This window comes from Alterinioella nitratireducens (genome assembly GCF_013155465.1).
GTDB lineage: Bacteria > Pseudomonadota > Alphaproteobacteria > Rhodobacterales > Rhodobacteraceae > Alterinioella > Alterinioella nitratireducens.
Window position 1 is genome coordinate 177,322 of record NZ_JABJVX010000004.1, and the last position, 11,280, is coordinate 188,601.

15 protein-coding genes are annotated in these 11,280 nt (G+C 66.1%); 13 read left to right on the top strand and 2 right to left on the bottom strand.

From position 1 onward, the window contains the following. Position 1: 1 nt before the first annotated feature. Positions 2-478, bottom strand: a complete 477-nt coding sequence (locus HNS34_RS08535) for a pyridoxamine 5'-phosphate oxidase family protein (RefSeq protein ID WP_172319635.1) — start codon at positions 476-478, stop codon at positions 2-4. A 164-nt stretch (positions 479-642) separates the two neighbouring features. Here HNS34_RS08535 and HNS34_RS08540 point away from each other — a divergent pair, with 164 nt between their 5' ends. The 4 genes from HNS34_RS08540 to HNS34_RS08555 all read left to right on the top strand — a co-directional run bounded on the left by HNS34_RS08540 (position 643) and on the right by HNS34_RS08555 (position 4,911). Continuing rightward, a complete protein-coding gene (locus HNS34_RS08540; RefSeq protein WP_172319636.1) occupies positions 643-2,064 on the top strand; it encodes a homospermidine synthase in 1,422 nt (473 codons plus the stop codon). A 105-nt stretch (positions 2,065-2,169) separates the two neighbouring features. After that, positions 2,170-3,414, top strand: a complete 1,245-nt coding sequence (locus HNS34_RS08545) for an MFS transporter (RefSeq protein ID WP_172319637.1) — start codon at positions 2,170-2,172, stop codon at positions 3,412-3,414. Positions 3,415-3,556: 142 nt separating this feature from the next. Beyond that, positions 3,557-4,423: a 50S ribosomal protein L11 methyltransferase gene (locus tag HNS34_RS08550; RefSeq protein WP_172319638.1), complete on the top strand. Its 867-nt coding sequence runs from the start codon at positions 3,557-3,559 to the stop codon at positions 4,421-4,423. A gap of 74 nt (positions 4,424-4,497) precedes the next feature. Continuing rightward, the gene (locus tag HNS34_RS08555; protein ID WP_172319639.1) at positions 4,498-4,911 is read left to right on the top strand and encodes a hypothetical protein; all 414 of its coding nucleotides are present in this window, start codon (positions 4,498-4,500) and stop codon (positions 4,909-4,911) included. 70 nt (positions 4,912-4,981) lie between these two features. On the opposite strand, the gene HNS34_RS08560 is transcribed toward HNS34_RS08555, so the two are convergent. After that, complete coding sequence (locus HNS34_RS08560; RefSeq protein WP_407925854.1) at positions 4,982-5,173, bottom strand: DUF1127 domain-containing protein; 192 nt, start codon at positions 5,171-5,173, stop codon at positions 4,982-4,984. 347 nt (positions 5,174-5,520) lie between these two features. Between HNS34_RS08560 and ruvC the strand changes: the two genes are divergently transcribed. The 9 genes from ruvC to tolR all read left to right on the top strand — a co-directional run bounded on the left by ruvC (position 5,521) and on the right by tolR (position 11,279). Beyond that, on the top strand, positions 5,521-6,018 hold the full coding sequence (ruvC, locus tag HNS34_RS08565) for a crossover junction endodeoxyribonuclease RuvC (protein ID WP_172319641.1): 498 nt from the start codon (positions 5,521-5,523) through the stop codon (positions 6,016-6,018). Then, a complete protein-coding gene (gene ruvA, locus HNS34_RS08570; protein WP_172319642.1) occupies positions 6,015-6,656 on the top strand; it encodes a Holliday junction branch migration protein RuvA in 642 nt (213 codons plus the stop codon). Before ruvC ends, ruvA begins: the two co-directional genes overlap by 4 nt. Position 6,657: 1 nt before the next feature. Next, complete coding sequence (gene ruvB / locus HNS34_RS08575; protein ID WP_172319643.1) at positions 6,658-7,686, top strand: Holliday junction branch migration DNA helicase RuvB; 1,029 nt, start codon at positions 6,658-6,660, stop codon at positions 7,684-7,686. 25 nt (positions 7,687-7,711) lie between these two features. Continuing rightward, positions 7,712-8,548 (top strand): hypothetical protein, encoded by an 837-nt coding sequence (locus HNS34_RS08580; protein ID WP_172319644.1) that lies wholly within the window; start codon positions 7,712-7,714, stop codon positions 8,546-8,548. Between the two features lie 11 nt (positions 8,549-8,559). After that, entirely contained in the window at positions 8,560-9,192 is a 633-nt protein-coding gene (locus tag HNS34_RS08585) for a hypothetical protein (RefSeq protein WP_172319645.1), read from the top strand. Beyond that, positions 9,189-9,593 (top strand): hypothetical protein, encoded by a 405-nt coding sequence (locus HNS34_RS08590; protein ID WP_172319646.1) that lies wholly within the window; start codon positions 9,189-9,191, stop codon positions 9,591-9,593. The genes HNS34_RS08585 and HNS34_RS08590 overlap by 4 nt, the downstream gene beginning before the upstream one ends. After that, positions 9,590-10,012, top strand: a complete 423-nt coding sequence (gene ybgC / locus HNS34_RS08595) for a tol-pal system-associated acyl-CoA thioesterase (RefSeq protein WP_172319647.1) — start codon at positions 9,590-9,592, stop codon at positions 10,010-10,012. Before HNS34_RS08590 ends, ybgC begins: the two co-directional genes overlap by 4 nt. Positions 10,013-10,112: 100 nt before the next feature. Then, the gene (tolQ, locus tag HNS34_RS08600) at positions 10,113-10,805 is read left to right on the top strand and encodes a protein TolQ (RefSeq protein WP_172319648.1); all 693 of its coding nucleotides are present in this window, start codon (positions 10,113-10,115) and stop codon (positions 10,803-10,805) included. Between the two features lie 3 nt (positions 10,806-10,808). Beyond that, a complete protein-coding gene (gene tolR, locus HNS34_RS08605; protein WP_172319649.1) occupies positions 10,809-11,279 on the top strand; it encodes a protein TolR in 471 nt (156 codons plus the stop codon). Position 11,280 lies beyond the last annotated feature (1 nt).

The following is an 11,280-nucleotide window of genomic DNA, read 5'->3' on the forward strand; positions in this document are numbered from 1 at the left end:
GTCAGAAACTGACCGAACCTTGCGCGCCCGCATCGGGCTTGGCGTCGGTCAGCGTGCTTTTCGCGATTTCATAGAGGAATTTCGCCCCGCCATCGGTTAGCGAGACCTCGCCCGCGCGCGGCGTGAATTGCAGCAGGCAGACATCGGGGTCGGTCTCGCCGCCCTCGAACCAGGCTTCGGCGATGAAGCTCCAGACCTCGTCCAGCGCCTCGCGGTCGTTCGATTGGCGCAACTGGCCCGCGACATCGGCATAGAGCCCCGATTTCGCGTCTGCCACGACAAAGCGCGCGTCCTTGGGGCCGCTTGCCACGCCCTCGGCCAGATCGGTGCCCTTGGCGGTGATGAACCAGACATGGCCCGGTACGTCATCATCGACCTGCGGCGACATCGGGACCAGCCGATCCTGGCCGTCAAGCCCGAGCATGCCGGCCTGGACATCGTCCAGCCTCTTCCAGAACTCCTGTCTCAGATCGGTCATGTTGCGTGTCCTTTCAAAGCGGTGCGTTTCGGACCCAACCGAATGCCCCCGCCCCTTGTTCCCCGCCGCCTTGCGCGCGCGGCGACAAAAGACCCCCTTGCGATCCGGCCCCGACCGTCGCATCACGGGTTCCCACGGCAAGACACGCGCGGAGGATGCAGGCCATGACCACGGAATACCCGGTTTACGGCAGGATCGACGGACCCATCGTCATCATCGGCTTCGGCTCGATCGGCAAGGGAACCTGGCCGCTGATCGAACGCCATTTCGACTATGATGCCGACAAGCTGGTGGTGATCGAGCCCGATGCGGGGCAGGCGAATTTCCTGCGCCAGCATAAGCTGAACCACGTTGCCACGGCGCTGACGCCGGAGAACTACCGCGATGTCCTGGGCGGGCTGTTCGAGCGCGGCAAGGGGTTCTGCGTCAACCTGAGCGTCGATACCTCATCCCTCGACCTGATGAAATTCTGCCGCGAGATGGAGGTGCCTTACATCGACACGGTGGTGGAGCCCTGGGCCGGGTTCTATTTCGACACCACGGAAAACGCCGAGCGCACCAATTACGCGCTGCGCCAGGCGGTGCGGGACGAGAAGGCGCGCAATCCGGGCGGGTCCACGGCGGTCAGTTGCTGCGGCGCCAACCCCGGCATGGTCAGCTGGTTCGTGAAAGAGGCGCTGTTGACCCTGGCCCGCGATACCGGGCGCAAGATCAAGCAGCCGGTGGCGCGCGAGGGATGGGCCGGGCTGATGCGCGATCTGGGCGTGCAGGGCATCCACATCGCCGAACGCGACACGCAGGCCCGCCGCAAACCGCGTCCGCGCGGCACCTTCGTCAACACATGGTCGGTCGAGGGCTTCATCGCCGAGGGCTTCCAGCCCGCCGAACTGGGATGGGGCACGCATGAGCCGTGGTTCCCCGAGAACGGCCACCGTTTCGAGACCGGCTGCCAATCCGCGATCTGGCTGGAGCGGCCCGGCGCCATCACCCGCGTGCATAGCTGGTGTCCCACGCCGGGGCCGCAATTCGGGTTCCTGGTGACACATAACGAGGCGGTCTCGATCTCGGATTACTACACCATCGGCGATGCGGGCGACCCGGAGTATCGCCCGACCTGCCATTATGCCTATCACCCGAGCGACGACGCGGTGTTGTCCTTGCACGAGATGTTCGGCTCGGGCCGGCAGCAGACGCGCCATGAGATCCTGGATGTCGACGAGATCGTCGAGGGCATCGACGAGTTGGGCGTGCTTCTCTTCGGGCACGAAAAGAACGCGCTCTGGTTCGGCTCGCGCCTGTCCAATGACGAGGCCCGCGATCTTGCGCCCTATCAGAACGCGACCGGGTTGCAGGTCACCTCGGCGGTGCTGGCGGGCATGGTCTGGGCGCTGGAAAACCCGCAGGCGGGCATCGTCGAGACCGATGAGATGGACCATGCGCGGTGCCTGGACGTGCAGCGCCCCTATCTGGGCCCGGTCGAGGCGCATTACACCGATTGGACCCCCTTGCAGGACCGGTGGGAGCATTTCCCCGAGGAGATCGACGAAAGCGTGCCCTGGGCGTTCCGCAACGTGCTGGCAACCTGATCGGCGGCCCCTGGCCGGGGCTGTGCATGGAGGCACAGTGCAGCCGCAGGGGCCGCGTGTCCCTGACCTCTCGTCAATCCCGCGCCGCGGGTGTAAAGGGCGGGGATGATTGGCGACAAGATCAGAACCGTGACATTGGAGGAGGCCCGCGCCCTGCCGCGCTGGCGTCAGCCGATCGGCTTGCTGGTCCTGATGGCGCTGGCCATGCCGATCGCCTATTCGACCTGGTCGGCATTGCTCAACAATTTCGTCATCGAGGTGGCCAGTTTCGACGGGGCCGATATCGGGCTTCTGCACACGGTGCGCGAGATCCCCGGTTTCCTGGCCGTGGGGGTGATCGCGCTGATCATCTTCATCCGCGAACAGGTGTTGGGACTGGTCTCGCTGGTGCTGCTGGGTGTGGCGACCGGGCTGACGGCACAGTTTCCGTCGCTTGGCGGCATCCTGGTGATCACGCTCTTCAGTTCCATCGGGTTTCACTATTACGAGACGGTGAACCAGTCGCTGCAACTGCAATGGCTGGACAAGAAGCGCGCGCCGCAGGTGCTTGGCTGGCTGATGGCGGCAGGGTCCGCCGGGACGCTGCTGGCCTATACGCTGATCATCCTGACCTGGCGCGCCTATGATCTGAGCTATTCCACCGTCTACTGGGCGGGCGGCGGCTTCACCGCGCTGGTGGCGGTCGCGGCGCTGCTGCTCTACCCGCAATTCGAGGCCCCGAACCCGCAGCGCAAGCAGATGATCCTGCGGCGGCGCTACTGGCTCTACTATGCGCTGCAATTCATGGCAGGCGCGCGGCGGCAGATCTTCATCGTCTTCGCGGGCTTCATGATGGTGGAGCGGTTCCATTTCGACGTGCATGAGGTCGCGGGACTGTTCATGGCGACGCTGGTCCTGAACATGATGGTCGCGCCCATCCTGGGCCGGGTCGTGGCCGTCTTCGGCGAACGCGCGGCGCTGGTCTTCGAGTATATCGGGCTGGCGGTGATCTTCCTGCTCTATGCCGGGATCTACCTGTTCGACTGGGGCGTGTGGCTGGCCATCGTGCTCTATATCGTCGATCACCTGTTCTTTTCGCTGGCCCTGGCGATCAAGACCTATTTCCAGAAGATCGCCGACCCCGGCGACATCGCCCCCACGGCGGCGGTGGCCTTCACCATCAACCATATCGCGGCGGTGTTCCTGCCGGTGGCTCTGGGGCTGTTGTGGCTGACCTCGCCGATGGCGGTGTTCCTGATGGCGGCCGGAATGGCGCTGACCTCGCTGGTGCTGGCGACGCTGATCCCGCGCCACCCGGAGCCGGGGCATGAGACGGTGTTGACGCTGCCGACACCGCGCCCGGCGGAGTAGGGGTTTCGCCGCCTGACGGCGTCGACCGGGCGCGCGGGCTGACGCCCGCGCGGAGTTGAGTATTTGGACCAAGAAGATGGGGCTGGCGAAGTTGCGCGTCCCGGCCTATGCGGGGGGCCATGTTCCGAATGGGAGAGACCCGATGCCGACCTTTACCGCGCTGACCACCCTGACCGAGCGGTCCCAGGCCGAGGCCCTGGGCGAGAAGCTGGAGAGTCTCGATCCTGCCCCGACCGGCGTTGGCGTGTTCGAGATGGAGGACGGATCAAACCTGTGGGAGGTCGGGGCCTATTTCGTGGAGGCGCCCGACGACGTGGCGCTGGCGGTGCTGGCGGCGGCCTATGGGGCCAAGCCCTTCGTGGTCTCGGAACTGCCCGAGACCGATTGGGTGGCGCATGTGCGGCGCGAGCTGCATCCCGTCGAGGCCGGGCGGTTCTTCGTCTATGGCAGCCATGACGCGGATGCCGTGCCCGAGGGGCGGGTGGCGCTGCTGATCGAGGCGGCGATGGCCTTTGGCACCGGGCATCACGGCACCACGCAAGGCTGCCTGGAAGCGCTGGAGCGGCTGATCCAGGCGGGCCATGAGAAGCGCAACGCGGTCGATATCGGTTGCGGCACCGCCGTTCTGGCGCTGGCGGCGGCCAAGACCTGGGGCCAGCCGGTGCTGGCCTCGGATATTGACGCGGTCGCGGTCGAGGTGGCCCTGGCCAATGTCGCGGCCAATGGCGAGGCGGGGCGGGTCGCTTGCGTCGAGGCGGCGGGGTTCGACCATCCGACGCTTGGCAAAGCGGCGCCCTATGACCTGATTTTCGCCAATATCCTGAAGGGGCCGCTGATCGAATTGGCCCCGGATGTGGCGGCGCATCTGGGCACGGGCGGGCATGTGATCCTGTCCGGGCTGCTCAACGCGCAGGCCGGGGATGTGATCGCTGCCTATGAGGCCGAGGGCCTGCGGCTGGAGCATCGCGCCGAGATCGGCGACTGGACGACGCTGACGCTGATCCGCTGATGACCACAAATTTGCCACAATTCTGCATATAATTTGCCACGGGGTTGGGGGCGTCAGATGCAGGGCTGCCACCCATGGATCAGAACTTGTCGCGCTTCAACCAGCGCGTGAACCGAATCGAACGCTCCGCCTCGGCGCGGCTTCCCCGTAACATGCATATCCGCCGCGATGGGCTGGTCGAATACCGCAAGCCGATCTGGCGGCCCGGTATCCCCTGGCGTAGCCTGACACTGGCACTGGCCTGTTTCCTGGCCCTCAAGGGTTTCATGATCTGGCACCAGGGCGAGACCGGCTATGCCGCGCGGCTGGCCGAGTTGGAGACCGGGACGACCGGTGGCCAGATCGCGGCGCGGGTTCTGTCGATGGATCCGGCCTCGACCTGGATTGCGCAACAGATCTCTGCCGTTATCGGCGCGCCACCGGACCGCGAGGCCGCACCGGAGAGGACTGCCGGTCTGGAGGATGGCGCGCCCGCGCCGGTCCAGTAGGCGGAACACGAATGGGCCGCGTCCGCGCGCGGCGGAAACGGCCCTTCGATCTGTGACCTGTGCGGCCGGCTTAGCGGCGGATGCCGGTCGCGATGCCGTCGATGTCGCCGCGATGCAGGCCGAGGTCGTCCAACTCACGGTCGGTCAGGGCCGACAGCGCCTTGCGGGTCACGCGGGCGTCGTTCCAGGCGGCGATGCGGCCCACCAGGGCGGCGAAGATGTTCACAGTGCTGAGGCCAGCGCCGAGGGTGCGGTTCGTCATGATAGCCATCTGAGTCATCCTTTCCGATCTCTGAAATTGGGGCCTGTCAATACGTTCGATAAGTCGCAACTAGGCTTTGGCCCCTGCCGGGGCAATAGGTGAATTTTGCATGGGTGCCATGCGATTTCCGCATGACGGGAATCGCGCTTAACATGATGTAAACACGGCAAGAATCCGCTCTGTCACATGTCCGAAACTGACTATCCGCTTGTCTGGTTCGGACAGGATCAACGCCGCATGTCGCAATCAGGATATCGGCGCACTGAAAGCGACCAAGGCTGGTCAGTGTTCGCGTTTCGTGCTAGTGGTGCAAAAAAGAAACAACAAAAACGACGGGTCGGGCGGAAATGCGGATAATCGGAATCGATCCGGGGCTGAGATACCTCGGATGGGGCGTGATCGAGGCGGATGGGTCGCGACTCAGCCATGTCGCCAACGGGGTCTGTTCCAGCAGCGGCACCGACCTGGCCGCGCGGCTTCTGTCGCTGCATGTCCAGTTGAGCGCGATCGTCGCCCGCTACGCCCCCGATCAGGCGGCGGTGGAGCAGACCTTCGTCAACCGCGACGGGGCCGGGACGCTGAAACTGGGGCAGGCGCGCGGAATCGCGATGTTGGTGCCTGCGCAGGCCGGGCTGGCCGTTGCCGAATACGCGCCCAATGCCGTAAAGAAGACCGTGGTGGGCGTCGGCCATGCCCAGAAACAGCAGGTGGCGCATATGGTGCGGTTGCAACTTCCCGGCGCGTTGCCCGAAAGCGCGGATGCCGCCGATGCGCTGGCCATCGCGATCTGTCACGCGTTTCATGCCCGGACCGCCGCGCGCATCGCCGTCGGGGCCGCAAGATGATCGGCAAGCTGACGGGGGTGGTCGATCACAAGGGGCCGGGGATGGTCCTGCTGGATGTGAACGGCGTGGGGTATGAGCTGCATTGCTCCGACCGGACGCTGGCGGAATTGCCGGGGGTGGGCAGCCGCGTGGCGCTCTTCACCGAGCTTCTGGTGCGCGAGGATCTCATGCAGCTTTTCGGCTTTCGCACCGCCTATGACCGGGAATGGCACCGGCTGCTGGTCTCGGTCCAGGGGGTGGGCGCGAAGGCGTCGATGGCCATTCTGGGCACTTTGGGGGCGGAAGGCGTGGCCCGCGCGATCGCTCTTGGCGATGCGGCGGCGGTCAAGGCCGCGCCGGGTGTCGGCCCGAAACTGGCCGCGCGCGTCGTGAACGAGTTGAAGGACAAGGCGCCGGGCGTGATGGCGATGGGCGGCGATGTGGTCGAGGCGTTGGGCGATGCGCCTGCCGCGCCCGCTGCCGCCGTCACACCCACCACATCTGCCGCGCAGACCGAGGCGCTGTCGGCCCTGCGCAACCTCGGATATGCCCCCGCCGATGCCGCGCAGGCCGTGGCACGGGCAGCGGGTGCGGAGGAGGGGGCCGGAACCTCCGCCCTGATCCGCGCCGCGTTGCGCCTGCTGGCGCCGAAGGACTGACATGACCGACCCCGATCCCACCCTGCGCCCGACGCCCCTGCCCGAGGATCAGAGCCCGGATCGCGCCTTGCGGCCGCAGCACCTGTCCGAGTTCATCGGGCAGGAGGAGGCGCGCGCCAATCTGGGCGTTTTCATCGAAAGCGCGCGCAGGCGGGGCGAGGCGATGGATCACGTCCTCTTTCACGGGCCGCCGGGATTGGGCAAGACCACGCTGGCGCAGATCATGGCGCGGGAATTGGGCGTGAACTTCCGCATGACCTCCGGGCCTGTCCTGGCAAAGGCGGGCGATCTGGCGGCGATCCTGACCAATCTGGATGCGCGTGACGTCCTGTTCATCGACGAGATCCACCGCATGAACCCGGCGGTGGAGGAGGTGCTCTATCCCGCGCTGGAGGATTTCGAGCTGGACCTCGTGATCGGCGAAGGCCCCGCCGCGCGCACTGTGCGGATCGAGTTGCAGCCCTTCACGCTGGTTGGCGCGACGACGCGGCTGGGGCTGCTGACGACGCCCTTGCGGGACCGGTTCGGCATTCCCACGCGGCTGCAATTCTACACCGTTCCCGAGCTGAACGAGATCGTGACCCGTGGCGCGCGCCTTCTGGGCATTTCCTGCGACCCCGATGGCGCGATGGAGATTGCGCGGCGGGCGCGCGGCACCCCGCGTATCGCGGGCAGGCTGCTGCGCCGGGTGGTGGATTTCGCCCTTGTCGAAGGCGACGGCACCCTGACCCGCGCGATTGCCGATTCAGCGCTGACCCGGCTTGGTGTCGATCACCTGGGCCTCGACGGGGCCGACCGGCGCTACATGAGCCTGATGGCCGAAAACTACGGCGGCGGCCCGGTGGGGGTGGAAACGATGTCGGCGGCTCTGAGCGAAAGCCGCGACGCGATCGAAGAGGTGATCGAGCCGTTTCTGCTGCAACAGGGCTTGATCGCGCGCACCCCGCGGGGAAGGATGCTGGCCAGCAAAGGCTGGTCGCATCTGGGCCTGGACGCGCCAAAAAGCCCCGATCAGGCCAGCCTGTTCTGAGTTTTCGTCCTGAAGGAGGACCGTCATGCGCCGTTTCCTGTGTTCCCTGTCACTGGCGCTTGCCGCGACGACGGCCAACGCCGATGTGGAATTGGGCGCCTACCAGCAATACCAGACCCGGTTCGGCCCGGCGCAGGTGACGGGTGAGATCTATCAGCAAAGCCTTTCGGTCCTGGGCGCGGCCCTGCCGGTCGAGACCGATTACCGCTGGACCATCCTGGGGGCCTATGCGCTGGCGGAGGCTGATCACGACTGGCTCCTGGCCACGCATCACCATGGCGGCAATATGTGCGGACCGGGCATTACCGTCATCCGTGTGTCTGAGGCGCGCGTGCAGCCGATGGGCGAGACCGGCGGCTGCGAGGGGGCCTTGCGCGATCTGAGGGTCTACCCCGAGGCGCTGGAGCTTGACATCTACCGCGACGGGATGCGCCAGCAATTCACAACCTACCGGTTCAGCGACGAGGGCCAGCTTGAGACGCCGAACGAATTGCCCTTCGCCTCCGGCCAGCCTGCCGGGGCGGGGCCGGAGGCGCAGCGCTGGATCGGCGAACACCCCTACGAGATCTTCCGCCACGCCGATGAGCGCGCCCGGTTCCTGACCATCATGACAGTTGAGGAGATCCGCGACCTCTCGACCCGCATCGGCCCCGCGAACAACGTGATCCAGCGCGGCGACTGGGTGCTTGGCGCGGGCTGCATGGCGCATAGCTGCAACGTCTCGGGCGGGGTCTGGGGCATCCGCATCTCGGACGGCGCCCCGGCGGCGGCATTGCTGGATGCGGGCAGCCCCCCGGTCACCTATGGCGCTGAGGCGGGCGACCCTGTATTCCGCGGCTGGATCAACGAGCACAGCAACTAGGAAGGCCCGCCATGGACGCCGACACCGCCGCCGCGCTGTTTACCCGGTCGACGGGGGAATATCTCTTTGCCCGTTGGGGCCGCCCCATCGTGCCGGTCGTCTTCGGGGTGGAGGAGGCCACGGTGTCCATCGTCAAGGGCGCGATCGAGGCGGTCGTTGCGCTGGCCGGTCACAAAATGGCCGAGACCGACCCGGAGCTTGGCGCGAACCTGATGATCTTCTTCATCCGCGACTGGGACGAGTTGACCGAGACACCCAACCTGCACCGCCTGATCCCCGATCTAGGGCCGTTGGTCGAGCGGTTGAAGGCGGCGGACGCCAACCAGTATCGCAGCTTTCGCTTCGACGGGGACGGCGCGATCCAGGCCAGCTTCGTCTTCGTGCGGATGGACGCGGCCATGCGCGACCTGCCCGCCGAGACGATCGCGCTTGGCCAGATCGTGCAGGTGATCTTGCTGTGGTCCGACACGGCCTTCGCGGAAACCTCCCCCCTGGCCGCCGCCGAGGGTGGCCCCGCGCTGCTCAAGCCCGAGATCGCCGAGGTGATCCGCGCCGCCTACGACCCGGTGATGCCCGTCAGTGCGAGTGACCCGGCCCATGCGCTGCGACTGGCGGCGCGTGTTTCGGCCCCGAGGTCGGGTTGACCCGTATCGCCGCGGCGGCGGCAAGCTATGCGGGGCTGATCTTTGCGGCGGGGTTTGTTCTGGGCACGTTGCGGGTTCTGGTGCTGGTGCCGCGGATCGGCGCGGTATGGGCCGAGGCCATCGAGGTTCCGATCATGCTGGCGTTGTCCTTCCTGGTCGCGCGCTGGCAGGTGGCGCGGCATGGCGTGCCCGCGCGCCTGCCCCTGCGGCTTGCGATGGGCGGGGTCGCCTTCATTTTGCTGATGTCTGCCGAGATCGTCTTGGGGGTGATCGGGTTCGGTCAGCCGCTGGCGGAGGTTCTGACCAGCTATGGAGACCCGCGGCGATGGATCGGCCTGGGCGGCCAGATCGTCTTTGGCCTCATGCCCGTGCTGCTGCTGTTGAAGGGAACCCGGCCATGACCCACCATTTCCACACCCGCGTCTATTACGAGGACACCGACCTTGCGGGGATCGTCTACCACGCCAATTACCTCAAGTTCATCGAGCGCGCGCGATCCGAGTTGGTGCGCGAGGCGGGGGTCAGCCAGAGCGACCTCAAATCCGATCACGGGATCGTCTTCGCCGTGCGCAGAATGGCGGTGGAGTTTCTCGCCCCCGCGAAATTCGAGGATATGCTGGAGGTGCGCACTGGATTCGTCAGCCTGACCGGCGCGCGATTCACGCTGGATCAGTCGGTCTGGCGCGATGGGACGCGCCTCTTTCAGGCCGATGTGCAGGTGGTCTGCCTGGACGCGGCAGGCCGTGCGGCGCGGATTCCGGCGGATATTCGCCAAAAGTTAACGCGATTTCAGCAAGCCAGCGGCGCAGACCCGGAATAATTGGTTTTTTCCCTTCCGCTTTGCTAGTGTCCGGCCCAAATGAGGTGTCGCGAACAACCAGACACCCGATCAGAGGCCGGGCAATCAGGAATACGACTTCATGGAAACCGAAACGCTTGCAGCCGCGCAGGAGCTTGATTTTTCCTTGCTCGCGCTGTTCTTCCGCGCATCCTTCGTGGTGCAGATCGTCATGGTGCTGCTGTTTGCGGCCTCTGTCTGGGTCTGGGCCATCGCCTTTTCGCGCTTTTCGACCTATCGCCGCTCGCGCCGCCGCGCGGCCGAGTTCGACGCCGCCTTCTGGTCGGGCGAGCCACTGGATGAGCTTTACGAGCAGATCGTCGAATCACCCAAATCGGCCTCGGAACGGGTCTTCGCGGCGGGCATGACCGAATGGCGGCGATCCTTGCGTGACGATGGCGCGCTGATCCCCGGTGTGCAGCAGCGCGTCGACCGGTCGATGGACGTGGCGATCACGCGTGAGGCCGAGCGGCTGACCTCCGGCCTCAACTTCCTTGCCACCACCGGGGCCACGGCGCCCTTCATCGGGCTGTTCGGCACGGTCTGGGGCATCATGCGGTCCTTCCAGGAGATCGCGACCTCGGGCAACACCTCGCTGGCCGTTGTCGCGCCGGGTATCGCCGAGGCGCTTCTGGCCACCGGGCTCGGCCTTCTGGCCGCGATTCCCGCCGTCATCCTCTACAACAAGCTTTCCGCCGATTCCGACCGGCTGGTCGCGATCTACGAGGGCTTCGCGGATGAGTTCTCGACCCTGCTGTCGCGGCAATTGGACTGAGCCATGGCCGCCGGTATCCGTCAGAAACAGACAGGCCGCAGGCGCAGCCGCCGTTCGGGCCATGCCGCGATGTCCGAGATCAACGTCACGCCCTTCGTCGACGTGATGCTGGTGCTGCTGATCGTGTTCATGGTCTCGGCGCCGCTGATGACCGTGGGCGTGCCGGTGGAACTGCCCGACACCTCGGCCGAAGCATTGCCAAGCGACAGCGATGAGGAACCGCTTTCCGTCACCCTGACCGAAGATGGCCGGGTGCTGATCCAGACCACCGAGGTGGCGATGGACGAGTTGATCACCCGGCTTCAGGCCATCGCCGCCGAACGGACGAGCCGCCAGATTTTCCTGCGCGCCGACGGGGCCATTCCCTATGACGCCGTGATGCAGGTGATGGGGGCGCTGAACGCCGGTGGCTTCCGCGAGATCGGCCTGGTGACGGATGCGGGCGGCCCGCGCCTTGACGCGGGGCTGGAATGAC